The organism is Cupriavidus phytohabitans (genome assembly GCF_000426345.1).
Taxonomy (GTDB): Bacteria; Pseudomonadota; Gammaproteobacteria; order Burkholderiales; family Burkholderiaceae; genus Cupriavidus.
On the sequence record NZ_AUFE01000040.1, the window covers coordinates 48975 to 70349 of the forward strand.

General features: G+C 68.0%; 20 protein-coding genes and 2 pseudogenes. 20 read left to right on the forward strand and 2 right to left on the reverse strand.

The features are described from left to right. Positions 1-134 precede the first annotated feature (134 nt). The 20 genes and pseudogenes from K309_RS0123725 (at position 135) to aceA (ending at position 20580) form a co-directional block, all read left to right on the forward strand. On the forward strand, positions 135-1139 hold the full coding sequence (locus K309_RS0123725; protein ID WP_029048729.1) for a sulfate ABC transporter substrate-binding protein: 1005 nt from the start codon (positions 135-137) through the stop codon (positions 1137-1139). 88 nt (positions 1140-1227) lie between these two features. Then, on the forward strand, positions 1228-1863 hold the full coding sequence (gene ssuE / locus K309_RS0123730; RefSeq protein WP_029048730.1) for an NADPH-dependent FMN reductase: 636 nt from the start codon (positions 1228-1230) through the stop codon (positions 1861-1863). Positions 1864-2030: 167 nt separating this feature from the next. Then, positions 2031-3068, forward strand: coding sequence for a sulfonate ABC transporter substrate-binding protein (locus K309_RS0123735; protein ID WP_029048731.1), 1038 nt, complete (start codon positions 2031-2033; stop codon positions 3066-3068). 27 nt (positions 3069-3095) lie between these two features. Further along, a complete protein-coding gene (gene ssuD / locus K309_RS0123740) occupies positions 3096-4262 on the forward strand; it encodes an FMNH2-dependent alkanesulfonate monooxygenase (protein ID WP_029048732.1) in 1167 nt (388 codons plus the stop codon). Positions 4263-4273: 11 nt separating this feature from the next. Next, complete coding sequence (gene ssuC / locus K309_RS0123745) at positions 4274-5077, forward strand: aliphatic sulfonate ABC transporter permease SsuC (protein ID WP_029048733.1); 804 nt, start codon at positions 4274-4276, stop codon at positions 5075-5077. Between the two features lie 36 nt (positions 5078-5113). After that, positions 5114-6055, forward strand: coding sequence for an ATP-binding cassette domain-containing protein (locus K309_RS37205; RefSeq protein WP_084402512.1), 942 nt, complete (start codon positions 5114-5116; stop codon positions 6053-6055). A gap of 105 nt (positions 6056-6160) precedes the next feature. Next, positions 6161-7024, forward strand: a complete 864-nt coding sequence (locus K309_RS0123755) for an EAL domain-containing protein (protein WP_029048734.1) — start codon at positions 6161-6163, stop codon at positions 7022-7024. Next, positions 7021-7705 (forward strand): annotated as a pseudogene (locus K309_RS37210) (RBBP9/YdeN family alpha/beta hydrolase). The gene K309_RS0123755 and the pseudogene K309_RS37210 overlap by 4 nt, the downstream one beginning before the upstream one ends. Positions 7706-7842: 137 nt before the next feature. Next, complete coding sequence (gene cysT, locus K309_RS0123765; protein WP_029048735.1) at positions 7843-8796, forward strand: sulfate ABC transporter permease subunit CysT; 954 nt, start codon at positions 7843-7845, stop codon at positions 8794-8796. 1 nt (position 8797) lies between these two features. After that, on the forward strand, positions 8798-9763 hold the full coding sequence (gene cysW, locus K309_RS37215; RefSeq protein WP_051320576.1) for a sulfate ABC transporter permease subunit CysW: 966 nt from the start codon (positions 8798-8800) through the stop codon (positions 9761-9763). A 12-nt stretch (positions 9764-9775) separates the two neighbouring features. Beyond that, positions 9776-10888 carry a sulfate/molybdate ABC transporter ATP-binding protein gene (locus tag K309_RS0123775; protein WP_029048736.1) on the forward strand — a complete coding sequence of 371 codons (1113 nt, stop codon included), beginning with the start codon at positions 9776-9778 and terminating at the stop codon, positions 10886-10888. Next, complete coding sequence (locus K309_RS0123780) at positions 10885-11829, forward strand: CysB family HTH-type transcriptional regulator (RefSeq protein WP_029048737.1); 945 nt, start codon at positions 10885-10887, stop codon at positions 11827-11829. Before K309_RS0123775 ends, K309_RS0123780 begins: the two co-directional genes overlap by 4 nt. A 285-nt stretch (positions 11830-12114) precedes the next feature. Further along, positions 12115-12528: a DUF962 domain-containing protein gene (locus tag K309_RS37220; protein WP_051320577.1), complete on the forward strand. Its 414-nt coding sequence runs from the start codon at positions 12115-12117 to the stop codon at positions 12526-12528. A 9-nt stretch (positions 12529-12537) separates the two neighbouring features. Next, positions 12538-13701 carry a sensor histidine kinase gene (locus K309_RS0123790; RefSeq protein ID WP_029048738.1) on the forward strand — a complete coding sequence of 388 codons (1164 nt, stop codon included), beginning with the start codon at positions 12538-12540 and terminating at the stop codon, positions 13699-13701. Between the two features lie 106 nt (positions 13702-13807). Beyond that, positions 13808-14656 (forward strand): LytR/AlgR family response regulator transcription factor, encoded by an 849-nt coding sequence (locus K309_RS0123795; protein ID WP_029048739.1) that lies wholly within the window; start codon positions 13808-13810, stop codon positions 14654-14656. A 152-nt stretch (positions 14657-14808) separates the two neighbouring features. Next, the gene (locus K309_RS0123800) at positions 14809-16059 is read left to right on the forward strand and encodes an MFS transporter (RefSeq protein ID WP_029048740.1); all 1251 of its coding nucleotides are present in this window, start codon (positions 14809-14811) and stop codon (positions 16057-16059) included. 95 nt (positions 16060-16154) lie between these two features. Further along, positions 16155-17918, forward strand: a complete 1764-nt coding sequence (locus K309_RS0123805) for a thiamine pyrophosphate-binding protein (RefSeq protein WP_029048741.1) — start codon at positions 16155-16157, stop codon at positions 17916-17918. A gap of 48 nt (positions 17919-17966) precedes the next feature. Then, the gene (gene rraA, locus K309_RS0123810; RefSeq protein WP_029048742.1) at positions 17967-18464 is read left to right on the forward strand and encodes a ribonuclease E activity regulator RraA; all 498 of its coding nucleotides are present in this window, start codon (positions 17967-17969) and stop codon (positions 18462-18464) included. 2 nt (positions 18465-18466) lie between these two features. Then, positions 18467-18883, forward strand: a complete 417-nt coding sequence (locus K309_RS0123815) for a gamma-glutamylcyclotransferase family protein (RefSeq protein ID WP_029048743.1) — start codon at positions 18467-18469, stop codon at positions 18881-18883. Positions 18884-19284: 401 nt separating this feature from the next. After that, positions 19285-20580, forward strand: a complete 1296-nt coding sequence (aceA, locus tag K309_RS0123820; RefSeq protein WP_029048744.1) for an isocitrate lyase — start codon at positions 19285-19287, stop codon at positions 20578-20580. Between the two features lie 140 nt (positions 20581-20720). Here the strand turns inward: aceA and K309_RS0123825 are convergent, their stop codons facing one another. Continuing rightward, positions 20721-20972: a penicillin-binding protein gene (locus K309_RS0123825; RefSeq protein ID WP_232232467.1), complete on the reverse strand. Its 252-nt coding sequence runs from the start codon at positions 20970-20972 to the stop codon at positions 20721-20723. 116 nt (positions 20973-21088) lie between these two features. Next, positions 21089-21375, reverse strand: a pseudogene (locus K309_RS0123830) (hypothetical protein); the annotation flags it as partial.

The following is a 21375-nucleotide window of genomic DNA, read 5'->3' on the forward strand; positions in this document are numbered from 1 at the left end:
GATCGGCGAAACCATTCGTTCCGTCGAGAAAGCCCCGTCGGTAGTCTTGCTCCTGACACAAGCCCGCCCCAGACGGTGGGCGAAGGCAACCAGAGGCGCCTGGCGCCCATTCATGACAGACGGGAGCAACACAAATGATCCGCAAACTGGCCATCGGCCTGGCAGTCCTGGGCGCCCTGGGCGCGGCGCAGACCGCTTCGGCGACCAGCCTGCTCAATGTTTCCTATGACCCGACGCGCGAACTGTACGTCGACGTCAATGCCGCCTTCGCCAAGGCCTGGAAGGCCCAGGGCGGCGATGCCGTGACCGTGCGCCAGTCCCATGGCGGATCCGGCAAGCAGGCCCGTTCGGTGATCGACGGGCTGGACGCTGACGTGGTGACGCTGGCGCTGGGCTACGACGTCGACGCCATCGCCGAGAGGGGCCTGATCAGGACCGACTGGCAAAAGCGCCTGCCGCATAACGCTTCGCCGTACACCTCGACCATCGTGTTCCTGGTGCGCAAGGGCAACCCCAAGGGCATCAAGGACTGGGGCGACCTGGTCAAGCCGGGCGTGCAGGTGATCACGCCGAACCCCAAGACCTCGGGCGGCGCGCGCTGGAACTACCTGGCCGCATGGGGCTATGCGCTGCGCCAGCCGGGCGGCAATGAAGCCAAGGCGCGCGAGTTCGTCGGCGAACTGCTCAAGCACGTGCCGGTGCTGGATTCCGGCGCGCGCGGCGCCACCACCACGTTCGTCGAGCGCGGCCTGGGTGACGTGCTGCTGGCCTGGGAAAACGAAGCCATCCTGGCCATCAAGGAACTGGGTCCCGACAAGTTCGAGATCGTCGCTCCGTCGATCTCGATCCTGGCCGAACCGCCGGTGGCCGTGGTCGACAAGGTGGTCGACAAGAAGGGCACGCGCAAGGCCGCCGAGGCCTACCTGCAGTTCCTGTACACCGACGAAGGCCAGGAGATCGCCGCGAAGAACTACTACCGTCCGATCTCGCAGAAGGTGGCGGCCAAGTACGCGGCCAACTTCCCCAAGGTGAAGCTGTTCACCATCGATGAAGCGTTCGGCGGCTGGCAGAAGGCCCAGAAGACCCACTTCGCCGATGGCGGCTCGTTCGATCAGATTTATCAACCCGGCAAGAAATAGCCCCGGGAATAACACCGATCAGGCCGGCGGGCCGGGCCGCGTGGGGCGGTCCGGCACCGAGCCGGCCTACAAGAAGAAGGAAGCCCCGATGTCCATCCTGACGCTCTCCGGCAGCCCGTCGGTCCAGTCCCGCTCCGGCCTTGTGCTGGCGCACCTGCGCTCCGCGCTGGAGGCCGCTGGCGAACGCACCCGCCACCTGGACCTGCGCGACCTGCCGGCGGGTCCGCTGCTGGCGGCGCGCGTGGACGACCACGCCATTGCCGGCGCCGCCCGCGCGGTGGCCGAGGCCCAGGTGGTGGTGCTGGCCACGCCGGTCTACAAGGCCGCCTACAGCGGCCTGCTCAAGGCCTTCCTGGACCTGCTGCCGCAGACCGGCCTGCGCGACAAGATCGTGCTGCCGATCGCCACCGGCGGCAGCCTCGCCCATGCGCTGGCGATCGACTACGCGCTGCGCCCGGTGCTGTCCGCGCTGGGTTCGCGCCAGATCCTGCCCGGCATCTTTGCCGTGGACCAGCAGATCGAAATCTCCGACTTGGGCGGCGTGCGCCAGGCGCGCTTCGACGCCGCGCTGTCGGCCCGCCTGGACGAAGGCCTGCTGCGCGTGCGCGACGCACTGGCCCATGCCCGCATCGAGGTCCCGCTCGACGCACTCGACGTTGTGCCCGGCGCCTTCGTGCAGCGCGCCGCCGCTGCCGCCGTGGTGGCGGAGCGATGTACCGCCTGACCTGAATTCCTGATGTATTGGCGCCGGCCAGCCCGTCGCCGCGGCAGCAACGCCGCCAGCCATGCCACCGGCAATCCGGGTAGGCAGGGCGGGATGTTGCCCGCGTTTCCACGCAATCCAACTTCAGAACATACGCCGGCTCCCTGGCCGGCCAAGAAGGAAATCGCATGACCACCACCATCAAGCCGGCCGGCTCGCTGCGCCGCCGTTTGTATATCGCGGCGCTGGTCGCCGCCACTGGCCTGGCCTACGGCCTGCTGCCCGGCCGCGCCGAAGCGCAATCCAAGAGCATCGACGCCAGGGTGCTGCGCATCGGCTACCAGAAGTACGGCACGCTGACGCTGCTGAAGGCGCGCGGCACGCTGGAAAAGCGGCTGGCGCCGCAAGGCATCACCGTCAAGTGGACGGAATTCCCGGCCGGCCCGCAGTTGCTGGAAGGCCTCAATGTCGGCGCCGTCGACTTCGGCACCGTGGGCGAGGCGCCGCCGATCTTCGCGCAGGCCGCCGGCGCGCAGCTGGTCTATGTCGGCAACGAACCGCCGGCGCCGGCCGCCGAGGCCATTGTCGTGCCCAAGGGATCGGCGCTGCGCTCGGTGGCCGACCTGCGCGGCAAGCGCGTGGCCCTCAACAAGGGCTCGAACGTGCATTACCTGCTGGTGCGCCAGTTGGAGAAGGCCGGCCTGCAGTACAGCGATATCCAGCCGGTCTACCTGCCGCCCGCCGATGCGCGCGCGGCCTTCGAGCGCGGCTCGGTCGATGCCTGGGTGATCTGGGATCCGTTCTTCGCCGCCGCCGAGAAGCAGCTGGGCGCACGCGTGCTGGCCGATGGCCGTGGCGCCGACGGCAAGAACGTGGTCAGCAACCACCAGTTCTACCTGGCGTCGCGTCCCTACGCACAGGCCAGGCCCGAGATCGTGCGCCTGATCCTCGATGAACTCGCCACGCTGGGCACGTGGGCGGAAAAGAACCCCAAAGACGCGACCGCCGTGCTGACCGGCGAAGTCGGCCTGCCTGCCGACGTGCTGGAACTGGCGGTCTCGCGCTTCGCTTACGGCGCGCGCCCGGTCAGCGCCGACGTGCTGGCCGAGCAGCAGCGCATCGCAGATGCCTTCCACGCGCTCAAGCTGATCCCCAAGCCGGTCAAGGTGGCGGATGCGCGCTGGGAGGTGCCGCAACAGAGGCCGCAGCAGCAGGCGCAGCGCTAAGCGCCGCACAACAACAAGGAGCACGACATGAACGTATTCTGGTTTATCCCCACCCACGGCGACAGCCGCTACCTCGGCACCTCCGAAGGCGCGCGCGAAGTCAGTTTCGACTATATGAAGCAGGTCGCGGTGGCCGCCGATACGCTCGGCTATGAAGGGGTGCTGATCCCTACCGGTCGTTCTTGCGAAGACCCGTGGGTGGCGGCGGCGGCCCTGTCAGCCGTGACGCAGCGCCTCAAGTTCCTGGTGGCCGTGCGCCCGGGCCTGATGGCGCCGACGCTGGCCGCGCGCATGGCGGCCACGTTCGACCGCCTCTCCAATGGCCGGCTGCTGATCAACCTCGTCACCGGCGGCGACACCGCCGAGCTGGAAGGCGATGGCCTGTTCCTCGACCACGGCGCGCGCTACGAGGCCTCGGCCGAGTTCCTGCGCATCTGGCGCGACGTGCTGGCGGCCAGCCATGACAGCGGCCAGATCGACTACCAGGGCAAGCATCTGAGCGTGAAGGGCGCGCGCGTCCTCTATCCGCCGCCGCAGCGGCCGCATCCGCCGGTGTACTTCGGCGGCTCGTCGGCGCCGGCGCACGCGCTGGCGGGCGAGCAGGTCGATACCTACCTGACCTGGGGCGAACCACCGGCGGACGTGGCGCAGAAGCTGGAAGATGTGCGCCGGCATGCGGCCACGCATGGCCGCACGGTCCGCTTCGGCATCCGGCTGCACGTGATCGTGCGCGAGACCGATGCCGCCGCGTGGGCCGCCGCCGAAGACCTGATCAGCCGCCTCGACGATGAGACCGTGGCGCGCGCGCAGGCAGTGTTCGCAAAGATGGATTCGGAAGGGCAGCGCCGCATGGCCGCGCTGCATGCGGGCGGCAGTGCGCGCCGCACGCGCGAGGCGCTGGAAATCAGCCCCAACCTGTGGGCGGGCGTCGGCCTGGTGCGCGGCGGCGCGGGCACTGCGCTGGTGGGCGATCCGCACACCGTTGCCGGGCGCATGCGCGAGTACGCCGAACTCGGCATCGACACCTTCGTGCTGTCCGGTTATCCGCACCTGGAAGAGGCCTACCGCTTTGCCGAACTGGTGTTTCCGCTGCTGCCGCGCTCGGTGCGCGAGAAGTTGCCGGGCAAGGTGCTGTCGGGCCCGTTCGGCGAAGTCATGGCGACCGGCATCGTGCCGCGCGCCGCGCAAAGCTGAAGGAGGACAGCATGAGCGCTCCTCATCTTCCGTTGCCACGCCGACATCCAGCCGCGCTGGCGCGCGCCGTGGCGCCATGGATCGTGCCGGTGCTGCTGGTCGTGGTGTGGCAGGCGGCCTCGCAGAACGGCTGGCTGTCGAACCGCGTGCTGCCGGCCCCGCTGGCCGTGTTGCAGGCCGCATGGGACCTGGCCCGTTCGGGCGAGTTGTGGAAACACGTTGGCGTCAGCACCTGGCGCGCGCTGGCCGGGTTTGCCATTGGCGGCGGGCTGGGCCTGCTGCTGGGGCTGCTGACCGGCACCTTTCGCGGCGCGGCCACGCTGCTCGACAGCACGCTGCAGATGGTGCGCAATATCCCGCCGCTGGCGCTGATCCCGCTGGTGATCCTGTGGTTCGGCATCGACGAGAGCGCCAAGCTGTTCCTGGTGGCGCTGGGGGTGTTCTTCCCGGTGTACCTGAACACCTGCCACGGCATCCGCTCGGTCGATACCGGGCTGGTGGAGATGGCGCGCAGCTACGGGCTGTCCGGCTGGCAGCTCTGCCGTGAAGTGATCCTGCCCGGGGCGTTGCCGGGGATCCTGGTGGGCGTGCGTTTTTCGCTCGGGTTGATGTGGGTGATCCTGATCGTCGCGGAGACCATCTCCGCGCAATCCGGCATCGGCTACATGACCATGAACGCGCGCGAATTCCTGCAGACCGATGTGGTGCTGGTGGGCATCCTGCTCTATGCGCTGCTGGGCAAGCTGGCCGACTTGCTGTCACGCGGGCTGGAGCGCTACTGGCTGCGCTGGCACCCCGGCTACGCAGCCGCCTGAAACACGCAACGCCGCACGCGCGGCAGGGAGATCGACATGCAGATGTATCCGGTGGAACAGGCCGCGCTGGTCGAACTGGAAGCGGGCCTCGCGCACCGCGAGGCAGTCAGGCACGAGGCAGCGGCACCGCGCCGCCATGGAGGCGTCGCGCTGCGCTTGCGCCAGGTGGTCAAGCGCTATGACGGCCGCGAAGTGCTGCACGATGTGGCGCTCGACGTGGCGCCGGGCGAGTTCGTCGCCATCGTCGGGCGCAGCGGCTGCGGCAAGAGCACGCTGCTGCGGCTGGTGGCGGGGCTGGAAGGGACTGACGGCGGCACCATTGCGATCGACGGTGACACGCATGACCACGTGAGAAGCCGCCGCGGGCGCGGCGCCGACGTGCGCGTGATGTTCCAGGACGCGCGGCTGCTGCCGTGGAAGCGCGTGCTGGACAACGTGGCGCTGGGCCTGCCGCGCGCGCGGCGCGGCGAAGCGGGCGAGGTGCTGGCGCAGGTGGGCCTGGCCGAGCGCGCGCAGGCGTGGCCCGCAAGGCTGTCCGGCGGGCAGCGGCAGCGCGTGGCGCTGGCGCGCGCGCTGGTGCATCACCCGCAGTTGCTGCTGCTCGATGAGCCGCTGGGCGCGCTGGATGCGCTCACGCGCATCGAAATGCAGGGGCTGATCGAAGGCCTGTGGCGGCGGCTTGGCTTCACGGCGCTGCTGGTGACGCACGACGTCTCCGAGGCCGTGGCACTGGCTGACCGTATCGTGCTGATCGAGGATGGCCATATCGCCATGGACGAGCGCGTGGCGCTGGCGCGGCCGCGCCAGCGCGGCGACGCCGGCTTCGCGCGCCTGGAAGCCGCGGTGCTGCAGCGGGTGATGCGGCAAGCGCCGGCGGCTTCTTCGCCCCTCGATGCGGCAATGAAGCGCCGTGCGCAGCGCATCGACAAGGGCGCGCACATCGACAGGCCGGAATCTTCATTCGCCGCCGCCCGCTGAACTCCTATCATGAGCAGGCAGGCGCGCGCGGCGACAGCAGCGCCGTTGCCATCACCAATCCGGCCATGGGACCCGACGTGGTCCGGTCAACCGAAGGAAATCGCCATGCCAGGCGTGCATGAACCCGCCAGCGCAGCCACTCCGCTGCAACGCTATCTGGAATCGCTGCCGCGCCGGCCGCTGGCCGACCGGCAACTGTGGCGCGACGCGCGCGGGCAGGTGCAGGGACAATTCTTCAATTGCTCGCTGACCAGCGCCTTCGAGCCGCTGGTGACCCTGGCCGACCGCGCGGTGGTCGCGCATGAAGGCTCGATCCATACTTATGCCGACGATGGCGTGGGCCTGGCGGCGTGGAAGCTTTTCGCGATGGCCGCCGACGACACCACGCTGGTGTCGCTGGACCGCCTGTCGCGGCTGCTGCACGCGATCAACTACTTTGCCGCCGACGGTGCGCACAAGCTGGTGCTGAACGTGCACAACCGGCTGCTTGCCGCGGTCGCCGACGATCACGGCGCCGCGTTCCGGCGCGCACTGCAGTCGCTGGGGTTGCCGCTGGAGCGCTTCGTGATCCAGGTGCCGGCCAGCGCCAACGACGACCTGCCGCTGCTGCTGCATGTGGTCGGCAACTATCGCCGCAACGGCTTCGCGGTCAGCCTGCAGGCGTCGGATCCGGCCGAGGCGGGCGCGCTGATGGCGCATGCGTTGCCGGACTGGCTCAAGCTCGACATGCGCCGCACCTGGACCGATCGCCAGCTGGCGGGGCTGCGCGCCAGCGCCGTCAGCGCCGGCGTTACGCTGATCGGGCGGCGGCTGCAGAACGCCGAAAGCGTGGAGCGGCTGCAGGCGGCAGGCATCGGCCTGGGGCAGGGCGCTTTCGCCGGCGCGCTGGTCAGCACGGCCGGCCTGCGGGCACAAGTGGCGGCCACGGGCGCGCCAGCGGCACACGAACTCAGCAAGGAGCCGGTATGACGCGAGCGATCGGAGCATCGGCAGGGCCATCATCGGCGGCGCATGGTACCCGCCTGGAAATTCCGCGACACCTGCAGGTGCTGACCGTGCCGGGCCTGCATGGCAGCGGCCCGGGGCACTGGCAGAGCCGCTGGGAGAAGCGCTTCCCGGACTGGCAGCGCGTGGAGCAGCATGACTGGGCGCCCGAGCCTGCCGCTGTGGGCCGAGCGCGTCTCGGAAGGCGTGATGCGGGCGCAACGCGTGGCCACGCGCGGCGCGGTGCTGGTGGCGCATAGCTTCGGCTGCCTGGCGACGCTGCGGCAGGCGTCGCTGGACCCGGCGGGCATTGCCGGCGCGATGCTGGTGGCGCCGGCCGATCCCGACAAGTTCGCCGTCGCCAGCCTGCTGCCGACCTACCGCCTGCCGTTCCCGACCATCCTGGTGGCCAGCCGCAACGATCCGTGGATGCCGCAGCGCACCGCCTTCAGCTGGGGCACGCTGTGGGGCAGTGAACTGGTCGATGCCGGCAACCTGGGGCATATCAACGCCGATTCGGATCTGGGCGACTGGGCCGAGGGCCTGGAGCTGGTGGGCACGCTGGTGCAGCGTATCGCGAATGCACGGGATGCCGGGGCTACTGAAGTGATGTCCGCGGCATGGGAAGCCGGGCTGGAAGTGGCGCCGGGCGCTCCATATATCTAAATCGTCTAAGAAAATTCAGAAAGATTCGTTCTGTTTATAAGGGTGGGTCTGCAGAATCTGTCTCGTAGGCCGGCGCAATATGCGCGGGCGTCATAAGGATCCGGTGTCCGAAGCCGGCCGACGACAGACGAGACGACATGCCACCCTCCCTATCTCTGGCGGATGCCCCCACGCCGGGCATCCCCGATGCGCCGGCCTCGCGTGCGCCGCGCGGTCCCGCCAGGCAGCGCTTTACCGTGCTTCCCGGCTTCGGCCTGTCGCTGGGCTTCACGCTGTTCTACCTGACGCTGATCGTCCTGGTCCCGCTGTCGGCGACGTTCCTGAAGACGTTCACGATGACCTGGGACGCGTTCTGGACGGCGATCACGGCGCCGCGCGTGGTGGCATCGCTGCAGCTGAGCTTCGGCGCGTCGCTGGTCGCGGCCATCGCCAATACCGTGTTCGGGCTGATTGTCGCGTGGGTGCTGGTGCGCTACCGCTTTTCCGGCAAGCGCCTGATCGATGCGCTGGTCGACCTGCCGTTCGCGCTGCCGACCGCGGTGGCCGGCATCGCGCTGACCGCGCTGTTCGCCGGCAACGGCTGGATCGGCCGCTACCTCGAGCCACTCGGCATCAAGGTTGCATTCACGCCGCTGGGCGTGGTGGTGGCGCTGACCTTCATTGGCCTGCCGTTCGTGGTGCGCACGGTGCAGCCGGTGCTCGAAGACGTGGAGCAGGAACTGGAAGAGGCGGCCGCCAGCCTGGGCGCCAACCGGCTGCAGACCTTCCGGCGCGTGATCCTGCCGGCGATCCTGCCGGCGCTGCTGACGGGTTTCGCGCTGTCCTTCGCGCGCGCCACCGGCGAGTACGGTTCGGTGGTCTTTATCTCCGGCAACATGCCGATGGTGTCGGAGATCGCGCCGCTGATGATCTATTCCAAGCTGGAGCAATACGACTATGCGGGCGCCACCGCGGTGGCGGTGGTGATGCTGGTGATCTCGTTCGGGCTGCTGCTGTTGATCAACCTGCTGCAGGCGTGGACGCGCCGCCACCAGTCGGGTGCGCGCGCTGCCCTCGCAACGGAAGCGCCCGCGACGGGCAAGGAGTTCTGACATGGCGGGCGCGGTTTCGGGACGCCTGGGCGCGCAGCGCCAGGACCGGGTCCATCACCAGTTCGACGCCACCGGCGAGGCACCGTGGGTGCGCTATACGCTGATCATGCTGGCGGTGCTGTTCCTCACGCTGTTCCTGTTCGTGCCGCTGGCTTCGGTCTTCTATGAAGCGCTGCGCAAGGGCGTGCAGACCTACTGGGAAGCGCTGGTCGAGCCCGACGCGCTGGCCGCGATCCAGCTCACGCTGACGGTGGCGGCGATCGCGGTGCCGCTGAACGTGGTGTTCGGCGTGGCGGCGGCGTGGGCCATCGCCAAGTTCGAGTTTCGCGGCAAGAACCTGCTGATCACGTTGATCGACCTGCCGTTCTCGGTGTCGCCGGTGATCTCGGGCCTGGTCTACGTGCTGCTGTTCGGCGCGCAGGGCTGGTTCGGCCCGTGGCTGGAAGCGCATGACATCAAGATCATGTTCGCGGTGCCCGGCATCGTGCTGGCGACGATCTTCGTGACCTTCCCATTCGTGGCGCGCGAGCTGATCCCGCTGATGCAGGCGCAGGGCAGTGAAGAGGAAGAAGCCGCGATCGTGCTGGGCGCCTCGGGCTGGCAGACCTTCCGCCATATCACGCTGCCCAATATCCGCTGGGGCCTGCTGTACGGCGTGATCCTGTGCAATGCGCGGGCGATGGGCGAGTTCGGCGCGGTGTCGGTGGTGTCGGGCCATATCCGTGGGCTGACCAACACCATGCCGCTGCACGTTGAGATCCTTTACAACGAGTACAACTTCGCGGCGGCCTTCGCGGTGGCCTCGCTGCTGACGCTGCTGGCGCTGGTCACCCTCGGCATCAAGACGCTGGTGGAATGGCGCGCGCGCAAAGAGACGGAAGAGGCCGTGATCGAGCGGCCAATTGGAACAGCAGGAACAGCAGGAACAGCAGGCACGGCGGGAACCCCCCTGCAAGCATCGGTATAAGGAAACGGCATCATGAGCATCCAGGTCAAGAACGTAGAGAAGCGCTTTGGCGATTTTGTCGCGCTGGACAATGTCTCGCTCGATTTCGATGAAGGCGAGCTGACCGCGCTGCTGGGTCCGTCCGGTTGCGGCAAGACCACGCTGCTGCGCATCATCGCCGGGCTGGAGCGCGCCGACGCGGGCCAGATCGTGCTGGCCGGGCGCGATGCCTCGGACCAGCATGTGCGCCAGCGCCAGGTGGGCTTCGTGTTCCAGCACTATGCGCTGTTCAAGCATATGAGCGTGTTCGAGAACGTGGCCTTCGGCCTGCGCGTGAAGCCGCGTGCCGAACGCCCGAGCGAAGCGCAGATCCGCGAGAAGGTGCATTCGCTGCTCGACCTGGTCCAGCTCGACTGGCTGGCCGACCGCTACCCATCGCAGCTGTCCGGCGGCCAGCGCCAGCGGATCGCCCTGGCCCGCGCACTGGCGGTGGAGCCGCGCGTGCTGCTGCTCGATGAGCCCTTTGGCGCGCTCGACGCCAAGGTGCGCAAGGAACTGCGCCGCTGGCTGCGCCGCCTGCACGACGAGCTGCATGTGACCAGCGTATTCGTCACGCACGATCAGGAAGAAGCGCTCGAAGTGGCCGACCAGGTGGTGCTGATGAACCGCGGCCACGTCGAACAGTACGGCTCGCCCGAAGCGGTCTACAACCATCCGGCCACGCCGTTCGTGTTCGGCTTCCTCGGCAACGTGAACCTGTTCCACGGGCGGCTGGAAGTGGGCGAGAGCGGCGGCCTGCTGCATACCGGCGAGGCGGTGCTGCCGGTGGTCGGCAGCGGCCACGAGGCTGCAGGCGATGCGGTCGCGTATGTCCGTCCGCACGACCTGGACCTGGAGCGCTATTCGCCCGGTGCCGACGGCATCGCCGTGACCCTGCGCCGGGCGCTGACGCTGGGCCCGGTAGCCCAGCTCGAACTCGAGCGTGAAGACAACCAGGACGTGATCGAAGTGGCGCTTCCGCTCGAGCGCTTCCGCCATGCGGGCTTCCGCGAGGGCGAACTGCTCGCCGTGCGGCCGCGCCAGCTGCGCGTCTTTACGCAAGCCAACGGCACCGCGTCAATCAAAAAACAAGAGGCCGCTCGATGAACTTCCAGCAACTCCGATCGATCCGTGAGGCGGTACGCCGCCAGTTCAACCTGACCGAGGTCGCCAACGCGCTCTACACCTCGCAGCCCGGCGTGTCGCGCCAGATCCGCGAGCTGGAGGAAGAGCTGGGCGTGGAGATCTTCGAGCGCTACGGCAAGCGCCTGACCGGGCTGACCGAGCCTGGCCGCGAGATCGTGCGCATTGTCGAGCGCCTGCTGCTTGAAGCCGAGAACCTGCGCCAGGCCGGCGACGAGTTTGCCGGCCGCCATGTCGGGCGCCTGACCGTGGCCACCACGCACACGCAGGCCCGCTACGCGCTGCCGCGCGTGGTGCAGGCCTTCCGCCGCGAGTACCCGCACGTGACGCTCGCCCTGCAGGAAGCGTCGCCGATGCATATCGTCGAGCTGCTGCTGACGGGGCAGGCCGATATCGGCATCGCCACCGAAGCGCTGGCGACCGAAGCCGGGCTGACCTCGTTCGAAGCCTACAGCTGGCAGCACGTGCTGGTGGTCTCGCCCGACCATCCGCTCACGCGCCTGCCCGAGCCGACGCTGGAGGACGTGGCCGGCTTCCAGCTCATCACCTACGATGCCGGCTTTACCGGCCGCCGCAAGATCGACACGGCCTTCGCCGAAGCCGGCCTGCAGCCGGAAATCGTGCTGACCGCGCTGGACGCCGACGTGATCAAGACCTACGCCGAGCTGGAGCTGGGCGTGGGCATCATCGCCTCGATGGCGTACGACGAGCGCAAGGACTCGGGCCTGGTGCGCATCAACGCCGACCACCTGTTCGCGCCCAATACCACCAGCGTGGCCGTGCGCCGCGGCGCCTACCTGCGCGGATATGCGCACGCCTTCATCAATATGTTCGCGCCGCACCTGTCGCGCGACACCGTCAGCAGCGCGCTGTCGGAGCAGGACCGGCAGGTGCTGGCGGCCTGAGCGGCATTCCCCGTCAGCCGTGCACGGGCGTTGCCCGGCTCCGCATGGCGCCGGCGGCACTCCACCGCGTGCCGCGCGCGCCGTCTGCCCCTGCACGGTGCCGTTCGCGCCCCGTGTCCACCGTTCGTCGCAACAGGCTTTCTTCGTGCCCGGGTGAAGGGTAAAGTCCCTGCACGTGGCGCGCATTGCCAGTCAGGCCTGCGCGGCACGCCTTCCGCAGTGCAACAGATATTGCGCGCGGCTGCCCGCCGGGCAAGGAAAGAGGGGCAAGGGAGAGAGACGATCATGCGTGACGAACCGCTGCTGCGCTGGCAGTGGCGCGGCTATGGCCGCAACCACCAGCATCCCCGCAACCTGCTGCTGCATATCGTGGCCGTGCCGATGTTCATGGCGGGCACGGTACTGTGCGCCTACGGCATCCTGCGGCTGAGCCTGCCTGCGGTGGCGCTGGGACTGGTGTGCATGGGCATGTCGCTGGCACTGCAGGGGCGCGGGCACCGGCTGGAGGCCAACGCGCCGGAGCCGTTTGCCGGCCCGGCGGATATCGCCGGACGTATCTTCGCCGAGCAATGGATCACCTTCCCGCGTTATGTGCTGTCAGGCCAATGGTGGCGTGCGCTGGCCGGGGAGTGTGGCACACGCGTCACGTCGGGGGATTGCGCCAATTGCGCCGATTGCGCCGAGACTGGCCAGCGCTAACATACCGCCATGAACCGCTGCTTCTCCACCGTCGCCACCGCGCCCCCGTCGCGGCTCACCATCCTCGGCCGCGACCTGCTGTTCGTGCTGTGCATGAACACGGTGATTGCCGTCAGCCTCAACTACGGTTTCCAGACCGGCGGCACGCTCTGGCACAACTTTGTCTACAGCCAGCTGATCGGCCTGTCGATCTGGCTGCTGATCGACATCCCGCGCGTCGGCATCTGGTGGAACGACCGGCCGCGCCGCTGGCCCTTCCTGCTGCTGGCTGCCGCCGCGGTGCCGACCGGCGTGGTGATCGGCGGCTGGGCCACGCGCGTGGCGCTGGACCTGCCACCCAAGTCGGTGGCCGAAACCGGCGACATGCTGCGCATGTGCCTGGTGGTGGGCATGCTGGCATCGGCGTCGATGATCTACTTCTACTGGTCGCGCGAGAAGCTCGCCTACCTGGAGCGCCAGGCTGCCCTTGACGCGCTGCAGCGCGAGGAGGCCGAGAAGCAACTGGTGCGCGCGCAGCTGATGGCGCTGCAGGCGCAGATCGAGCCGCACTTCCTGTTCAATTCGCTGGCCAACCTCGACGGCCTGATCGCCACCGATCCGCCCGCCGCGCGCCAGCTGCTGCAGCGCCTGATCGGCTTCCTGCGCATGTCGCTGGCCCACACCCGCGCCGAGCAATGCACGCTGCGGCAGGAGTTCGAGCTGCTGCGCAGCTACCTCGATATCCAGGGCATGCGCTTTGGCCAGCGGCTGTCGTATGACATTGACCTGCCGCGCGAGCTGGCCAAGGTAGAGATTCCGCCCATGCTGATCCAGCCGCTGGTGGAAAACGCGGTCACGCACGGCATCGAGCCTTGCATGAGCGGTGGCCATATCCAGCTGTCGGCGCGCGCCGCCGGCGACGATGCGGTGCAGGTGATCATTGCCGATACCGGCGTCGGCTTCGGCCATGCATCGGGCAAGGGCTCGGGGCTGGGCATCACCCACGTGCGCGAGCGGCTGGCACGGATCTTCGGCGCCGCCGCCAGCATGCAGATGGAAGAAAACACGCCGCGCGGGGTGGTGGTGCGGCTGACGCTGCCGCTGGTGCGCCCGGTCGAGGCGCCGACGCTGACGCATACGGTCACGATGCCGGAGAGCATGTCCGTGCCGTCGCCGGCCATCCAGCGGACCTGACGGGCTGCCGCTGGTGATCGCCTGCACGAAGACAACCAGAGGCGCTGCATAGGACAGCGTCATCAGCATCGCCCCGGATTTCCTCACTGCCCCCAACATCGCCCCCATGACCCCGACCCTTCTGATCGCCGACGACGAAGCGCTGCTCGCGCGCGTGCTGGAATCCGAACTGAAGTCGCTGTGGCCCGAGGCCCGTATCGTCTCGGTCGTGCACGACGGCGTGGCCGCGCTGGCCGCCGCACGCGAGCACCAGCCGCGCGTGGCCTTCCTGGATATCCGCATGCCGGGCATGAGCGGCATGGACGTGGCGCGCGAACTGATCGAGTTTGATATCCCGCCGCTGGTGGTCTTTGTTACCGCCTATGACCAGTTCGCGCTGGAGGCCTTCGAGCGCGCCGCGGTCGACTATGTGCTCAAGCCGGTGCAGCGCGAGCGGCTGGAGGCGACCGTGTGCCGCCTCAAGGAACGCCTGCAGGCGATGGCGGACACGGCGGACGACCAGGCAGGCGGCGAGTCGGATGACAGCGCCGAGGCGGAGGCCGCCGTGCTCGACACCGACCGCCTGGGGCAGTTGCTGGCGCGGCTCGAATTTCTCGAGCACGCCACCCCCGGCGGCGCGGCGCAGCGCCAGTACCTGCGCTTTATCAAGGCGCTGGTCGGGCAGGAGGTCCGCATCATCCCGGTCGACGAGGTGATCTACCTGGAAGCCACCGACAAGTACGTCAACGTGGTCTCCAGCGCCGGCGAGGCGCTGATCCGCACCAGCCTGCGCGAACTGACCCAGCAACTGGATCCGGAGCGTTTCTGGCAGGTCCACCGCGGCACGGTCGTCAACATCGACTGCGTGGCCAGCGCGGTCAACCAGTCTCTGGGGCGGTTGTCGCTGCGGCTGCGCGACCGGCCCGAGCTGCTGCCGGTGGCCCGCCAGTACGCGCACCTGTTCAAGCAGATGTAGGGATGGCGGCAGGCGGCGCGGCCGCCACCCGGCTGCAGCGGGGCGCGGTTTTCCTCTATGATGCGGGCTTCGGCCCGCATTTTTTGTTGGCTGGCCGCATCACTCCCGCATCACTCCCGCCGCAGCCCGCTACCGCACCTTCCGCCCGCGCCATGTCCACCGCCGCTCTCGATCCCGTCCGCAATCCGCTTCGCCATGACGCCCAGGTGATCGGGCTGGTCGGGCTGGCGCATGGGGTCTCGCATTTCTATCACTTGCTGCTGGCGCCCCTGTTTCCGTGGATCAGGGCCGAGTTCGGGCTGAGTTATGCGGAGCTGGGCCTGCTGATGACGGTGTTCTTCGCCGTGTCGGCGGTGGTGCAGACCGCCTCGGGCTTCGTGGTGGACCGCGTCGGCGCGCGGCCGGTGCTGTTTGCCGGGCTGGCCTTCCTCGGCAGCGCGGCGCTGCTGCTGTCGGCCGGCAACGGCTACGCCGCGCTGCTGGCGGGCGCGGCGGTGGCCGGGCTGGGCAACGGCGTGTTCCATCCGGCCGACTTCACGCTGCTGAACAAGCACGTGTCGCAGCCGCGGCTGGGCCATGCCTTCTCGGTGCACGGCATTTCCGGCAACCTGGGCTGGGCGGCGGCGCCCCTGTTCCTGGTCACCATCGCCAACCTGGCCAGCTGGCGCGTGGCGCTGGCGGCGGCCTCGGTGGTGGCCTTCGCGGTGCTGGCCGTGCTGGTGGTGCTGCGCCACGTGCTGGACCCGCGCGAGGTGAGCGGCGCCGTGGGACGGCCCGCCGCCAAGGCCGCCGGCGGCAGCCTGCTGGGCTTCCTGCGGCTGCCGCAGGTGTGGGTGTGCTGGGCGTTTTTCCTGCTGACCACGTTCTCCGCCGCCGGCATCCAGAGCTTTGCGCCGACCGCGCTGACCTACCTGTACGGCATGCCGTTCACGCTGGCTACGGCTTCGTACACCATCTACATGCTGTGCAGCGCCGGCGGCATGGTCGTCGGCGGCTTTGCCGCCAGCCGCACCAGCAACCATGACCGGCTCATCGCCATCAGCTTTACCGTCTCAGGCCTGATCGCCATTCTGGTCGGTTTGAACCTGTTCCCCGCACTGCTGGTGCCGGTGCTGATGGGCTTGATCGGGTTTGGCGCCGGCATCGCCGGTCCGTCGCGCGACCTGCTGGTGCGCGCCGCCGCGCCCGCCGGCGCCACCGGCCGCGTCTATGGCGTGGTTTATTCCGGCCTGGACATCGGGCTGGCCTGCGGGCCGCTGTTCTTCGGCGCGCTGATGGACGCGCAGCTGCCGGCGTGGGTGTTCTTCATGATCGGCGGCTTCCAGCTGATCTCGATCTTCACCGCGGTGACGGTGGGCAACGGCAACCGTTCGCGCCGAGGTGCCGCCGCGCCGGCAGCCTGAACCCGGCCGGCGCCGTCGCCGGCCGGCATTGCCTGCCTTCTTCGCTTGCCTTCTGTGCGTCCCGCCTTGTTCCAGCCTGCCTCGAGGATGTTTCCATGACTGCCACGCCCGGCCATTCGAACCCCGACACTCCCCATTCGCACGAAGCCAGCGGCGCGCCGCTGCCGGATGGCCCGCTGTTGGGTGGCCACATCCTGGTCGACGCGCTGCTGGCGCATGGCGCCGAGCTTGCCTTCGGCGTGCCGGGCGAAAGCTACCTGGCGGTACTCGACGGCTTCCATTGCCGCCGCGACCAGTTGCGCTTTATCGTCTGCCGCCAGGAAGGCGGCGCCGCGGTCATGGCCGAAGCCTACGGCAAGCTGACCGGCCGCCCCGGGCTGGCTTTCTGCACGCGCGGCCCAGGTGCCACCAATGCCAGCATCGGCGTGCATACCGCGTTCCAGGACTCGACGCCGATGATCCTGTTCATCGGCCAGGTTGGCACTGATTTCATGGACCGCGAAGCCTTCCAGGAAATCGACTATCGCCGCATGTTCGGCCAGATGGCGAAGTGGGTGGCGCAGATCGACCGGGTCGAGCGCATCCCGGAATACATAGCGCGCGCCTACCAGACCGCCACCTCGGGCCGGCCCGGCCCGGTGGTGCTGGCGCTGCCGGAGGACATGCTGGCGCAGACGGCCGTGGTGCCGCAGCTGCGTGGCTACGAGCGCGTGTTGAGCTGGCCGGGCGAACCCGGGATGACGCGCCTTCGGCAAATGCTGGAAGCCGCCGAGCGGCCCTTCGTGCTGGCCGGCGGCAGCGGCTGGACGCCCCAGGCCTGCGCCGACCTGCAGGCCTTTGCCGAACGCTTCGCGCTGCCGGTCGGCTGCGCCTTCCGCGGGCAGGACCTCTTCGACAACCGCCATCCCAACTATGCCGGCGATGTCGGCATCGGCATCAACCCGGCGCTGGCTGAGCGTATCCGGCAGTCCGACCTGGTGCTGGCCGTCGGCCCGCGCCTGGGCGAGATGACCACCGGCGGCTACGCGCTGATCGCCGCGCCGCGGCCCGCGCAAACGCTGGTGCACGTGCACGCCGGTGCCGAGGAACTGGGCAGCGTCTATCAGGCCGACCTGATGATCCACGCCTCGATGCCAGCCATCGCCGCGCGCCTTGCCGCCCTGGAACCCGCCGGGGCGCCGCGTTGGCAGACCTGGACCGAGGCGGCCCATGCCGATTACGAAAGCTACCTGCGGCCGCCGGCCTATGCAGGGCAGGGCGTCGACATGGCCGAGGTCATCCGCGCGCTCGACCAGATGCTGCCGGACGATGCGGTGGTCACCAACGGTGCCGGCAACTACGCCGGCTGGCTGCACCGCTATTTCCACTATCGCCCTTTCCGCAACGGTGGCCGCGGCCAGCTGGCGCCGACCAGTGGCGCGATGGGGTACGGCGTGCCGGCCGCGGTCGGCGCCAAGATCGCCTTTCCGCAGCGTACGGTGGTGGCGCTGGCCGGCGATGGCTGCTTCCTGATGAATGGCCAGGAACTTGCTACCGCCATGCAGTACCAGGCGCCGGTGGTGTTCATCGTCGTCAATAACGGCATGTATGGGACCATCCGGATGCACCAGGAACGCGAATACCCGACCCATGTATCGGGCACCGAGCTGCAAAACCCGGACTTTGCCGCGCTGGCGCGCGCCTATGGCGCGCGCGGCGAGACCGTGACCACCACCGAGGCCTTCGCCCCCGCGCTGCGCGCCGCGCTGGAAGCGCCGGTGTCGACGCTGATCGAGATCCGCGTCGATCCGGACGTGATCACGCCGCGCACCACGCTCAGCGCGATCCGCGCGCAGGCGCTGGCAGGCCGGCAGCATTGAACGCGGCGCGGCCGCTACGGATTCTTACCATCCATCAGGAGACCATTGATGAAGCCTGTCACCACCGACCTGTGCGACGCCCATGAAGACCGCCTCGCCGCCGGCACCCTGCGCGTGATGGCGCCGGTTTTCCGCGCCTGGGGCAAGCAGGGCGCCTTTGCCGGTCCGGCCGCGACGCTGAAGGTATTCGAAGACAATTCGCTGGTGCGCACCGTGCTGGAAGCGCCGGGCCAGGGTCGCGTATTGGTGATCGACGGCGGCGGCTCGCTGCGCTGCGCGCTGGTGGGCGGCAACCTCGGCCTGCTGGCCGAGAAGAACGGCTGGGCCGGCATCGTCGTCAACGGCTGCGTGCGCGACAGCGCCGAGCTGGACGTGTGCGACATCGGTATCCGCGCACTCGCCGCGCATCCGCAAAAGAGCCAGAAGCGCAACGTCGGCGAAAGCGAGGTCACGGTGCAGATGCCCGGTGCGGTCGTGCGTCCGGGCAACTGGATCTATGTCGATGCCGACGGCGTGCTGGTCTCGGACGAACGGCTGGAGGGCTGAGCATGCCGCGCGTCTTCGTCTACGGCACGCTGCGCGCCGGCGAGGTCAACGACCTGAACGCGGCCGCGCAGCGGCACGGCATTGCCGCGCCGATGCTGCTGGGCTCGGCGACGGTGGCGGGCCGGCTCTATGACTTCGGGACTTATCCCGGGCTGGTGCTGGATGCGGCAGCCGGGCCGGTTGTCGGGGATATCTATGACATCCCCGATGCGCTGCTGCCGGTGCTGGACGAGATCGAAGAGGTGTATCCGGGGCAGGCCACGCTGTTCGTGCGCGAGGAATGCGAGGTGCACCAGGATGGCAAGTCCGTCGCCTGCCTGCTATATCCGGTGGCCGAAGCCGCCGTGGCCACCTTGCCGCACATCGGCAGCGGCGACTGGGTGGCCTATCGCCGGGCGCGCGACCCTGCCGGCGCCTGACGGCGGTTCCGGCAAAGACATCCAGTCAACGGCGCCCTTGGGCGCCTTTTCTTTTGCTCGCACGGTAACCAACGCGCGGATACATGCATCCCCCGATTTTTCACGATGTGGAAGGGTGTTGCGGACCGCAAGAATACATGGTTTGCAGAGCACAACCTCATTTCTCATGATGAAAGATTGTGTCCCGTATCGTGAAATAAATTTTGTAAGTAACTGAATTTATTGAATAAAAAAACTAAGCAACAACTTCAGTTCAGGGTTGTTGCGACGCGGGAGCTTTCCCTACACTCTTATATAAGACACATGACGTGAGACGCAAAAAACGCCCCCAACAGGCGGCGCCCCAAGGCAGGTGATCAAGAGATTCTCAGCCATTCCCAAACATCTTCAGGAGAGTGTCCATGAACCGCCAAGAACAGATCCAGGCCCTGCAAAAAGACTGGGATACCAATCCCCGCTGGAAGGGTGTCAAGCGCAACTTCACCGCCGAAGACGTGGTGCGCCTGCGTGGTTCGGTCCAGGTCGAGCACACTCTTGCCCGTCGCGGCTCCGAAAAGCTGTGGAACCTGCTGCACACCGAGCCGTTCGTCAACTCGCTGGGCGCGCTGACCGGCAACCAGGCCATGCAGCAAGTGAAGGCCGGCCTGAAGGCCATCTACCTGTCGGGCTGGCAAGTCGCCGGCGACGCCAACCTGGCCGGCGAAATGTACCCCGACCAGTCGCTGTACCCGGCCAACTCGGTGCCGCAAGTCGTCAAGCGCATCAACAACACCTTCCAGCGCGCCGACCAGATCCAGTGGAGCGAAGGCAAGGGCGACACCGACTTCTTCGCCCCGATCGTGGCTGACGCGGAAGCCGGCTTCGGCGGCGTGCTGAACGCGTTCGAGCTGATGAAGGCCATGATCGAAGCGGGCGCCGCCGGCGTTCACTTCGAAGACCAGCTGGCTTCGGTGAAGAAGTGCGGCCACATGGGCGGCAAGGTGCTGGTGCCGACCCGCGAAGCCGTCGCCAAGCTGACCGCCGCCCGCCTGGCCGCCGACGTCTCGGGCGTGCCGACCCTGGTGATCGCCCGTACCGACGCCGAGGCCGCAGACCTGCTGACTTCGGACGTGGACGACAATGACAAGCCGTTCTGCACCGGCGAGCGCACCGTGGAAGGCTTCTACCGCGTCCGCAACGGCCTGGAGCAGTCGATCGCGCGCGCCCTGGCCTACGCCGAAGTGGCTGACCTGGTGTGGTGCGAAACCGGCAAGCCGGACCTCGAGTTCGCCAAGAAGTTTGCCGAAGGCGTGCACGCCAAGTTCCCGGGCAAGATGCTGGCCTACAACTGCTCGCCGTCGTTCAACTGGAAGAAGAACCTCGACGACGCCACCATCGCCAAGTTCCAGAGGGAACTGGGCGCCATGGGCTACAAGTTCCAGTTCATCACGCTGGCCGGCTTCCATTCGCTGAATTACTCGATGTTCAACCTGGCCTACGGCTACGCCCGCAACCAGATGAGCGCATTCGTGGAGCTGCAGGAAGCCGAGTTCAAGGCAGCCGAGAAGGGCTTCACCGCAGTCAAGCACCAGCGCGAAGTCGGCACCGGCTACTTCGACGCCGTGACCCAGACCATCGAAGGCGGCCAGTCGTCGACGACCGCCCTCAAGGGTTCGACCGAAGACGAGCAGTTCTTCGAAGACAAGAAAGTGGCCTGACTCTCCTGGTCACCCCCGCCGGCTAGTGGGTCCGGCGGATCGGGGGGCGTGCGACCATCACGCCCTCCCATTTAGGCGACGCGCCGTTCTCTCTCAGGGACGGCGCGCTTTTTTTTGCTGGACGCCGCCGCCGGCGTGCTTTAGCGCCCCATGCGGTGGTTGTAGCTGCTCGATATGCGCGCCATCAACGCCGGATCGTTTGCGCCCGTGCTGTCAAATGTCACCCGCACGTGGCCATCTGCCAACTGGTCTACGCCAGCAATCACCGAGCTGCTTTCCAGGTTACCGACCACTATGCCGCTGACCGGATCCTCGACGCTGATCGCCAGTCCCTGGTCGCGCATTGCGCCTGCTGCTGCGGTGAAGGTGCGATCGAAGCTGGCCGGTGTCATGACCGTAAAGGCCCCTGTTCCGTCCGGAGTCAGGGTACATGCCGAAAGCGCCAGGATGCCGCAGCTTGCTAGATTCCTTGACTGAATTGATTGCGTAGTGATTGAGTCAAGTTTTTCTACGCGGCGATTTTGACCTGATCGCACCATGTGTTGACGGCCTGCTCGGCGGTGCGGAAGCTGCGCTGCAAGGATGCTGGCGAGGCCGCAGGCGCCTGAGGGCTGACCAATGCAAGGCCGGGCCGTAAGATGCGGGAATAGACGCGCGTGTAGAAGAGTGCCGTCTGCAGCCCCAGGTTGGTGAGCCGATAGCGGTGGGTCTTGGGCACGCGCTCGATGAGGCCATGCAGGCGCAGGCGTCGCAGCTCGTAGCTCATGCGCCCCGGGCCGATTTCGCCAGGACGCA

Excerpts from the sequence above, each read along its gene's own strand:
- K309_RS0123725 (WP_029048729.1), top strand. The coding sequence starts at position 135 with ATGATCCGCAAACTGGCCATCGGCCTGGCAGTCCTGGGCGCCCTGGGC.
- ssuE (WP_029048730.1), top strand. The coding sequence starts at position 1,228 with ATGTCCATCCTGACGCTCTCCGGCAGCCCGTCGGTCCAGTCCCGCTCC.
- K309_RS0123735 (WP_029048731.1), top strand. The coding sequence starts at position 2,031 with ATGACCACCACCATCAAGCCGGCCGGCTCGCTGCGCCGCCGTTTGTAT.
- ssuD (WP_029048732.1), top strand. The coding sequence starts at position 3,096 with ATGAACGTATTCTGGTTTATCCCCACCCACGGCGACAGCCGCTACCTC.
- ssuC (WP_029048733.1), top strand. The coding sequence starts at position 4,274 with ATGAGCGCTCCTCATCTTCCGTTGCCACGCCGACATCCAGCCGCGCTG.
- K309_RS37205 (WP_084402512.1), top strand. The coding sequence starts at position 5,114 with ATGCAGATGTATCCGGTGGAACAGGCCGCGCTGGTCGAACTGGAAGCG.
- K309_RS0123755 (WP_029048734.1), top strand. The coding sequence starts at position 6,161 with ATGCCAGGCGTGCATGAACCCGCCAGCGCAGCCACTCCGCTGCAACGC.
- cysT (WP_029048735.1), top strand. The coding sequence starts at position 7,843 with ATGCCACCCTCCCTATCTCTGGCGGATGCCCCCACGCCGGGCATCCCC.
- cysW (WP_051320576.1), top strand. The coding sequence starts at position 8,798 with ATGGCGGGCGCGGTTTCGGGACGCCTGGGCGCGCAGCGCCAGGACCGG.
- K309_RS0123775 (WP_029048736.1), top strand. The coding sequence starts at position 9,776 with ATGAGCATCCAGGTCAAGAACGTAGAGAAGCGCTTTGGCGATTTTGTC.
- K309_RS0123780 (WP_029048737.1), top strand. The coding sequence starts at position 10,885 with ATGAACTTCCAGCAACTCCGATCGATCCGTGAGGCGGTACGCCGCCAG.
- K309_RS37220 (WP_051320577.1), top strand. The coding sequence starts at position 12,115 with ATGCGTGACGAACCGCTGCTGCGCTGGCAGTGGCGCGGCTATGGCCGC.
- K309_RS0123790 (WP_029048738.1), top strand. The coding sequence starts at position 12,538 with ATGAACCGCTGCTTCTCCACCGTCGCCACCGCGCCCCCGTCGCGGCTC.
- K309_RS0123795 (WP_029048739.1), top strand. The coding sequence starts at position 13,808 with ATGACCCCGACCCTTCTGATCGCCGACGACGAAGCGCTGCTCGCGCGC.
- K309_RS0123800 (WP_029048740.1), top strand. The coding sequence starts at position 14,809 with ATGTCCACCGCCGCTCTCGATCCCGTCCGCAATCCGCTTCGCCATGAC.
- K309_RS0123805 (WP_029048741.1), top strand. The coding sequence starts at position 16,155 with ATGACTGCCACGCCCGGCCATTCGAACCCCGACACTCCCCATTCGCAC.
- rraA (WP_029048742.1), top strand. The coding sequence starts at position 17,967 with ATGAAGCCTGTCACCACCGACCTGTGCGACGCCCATGAAGACCGCCTC.
- K309_RS0123815 (WP_029048743.1), top strand. The coding sequence starts at position 18,467 with ATGCCGCGCGTCTTCGTCTACGGCACGCTGCGCGCCGGCGAGGTCAAC.
- aceA (WP_029048744.1), top strand. The coding sequence starts at position 19,285 with ATGAACCGCCAAGAACAGATCCAGGCCCTGCAAAAAGACTGGGATACC.
- K309_RS0123825 (WP_232232467.1), bottom strand. The coding sequence starts at position 20,972 with ATGACACCGGCCAGCTTCGATCGCACCTTCACCGCAGCAGCAGGCGCA.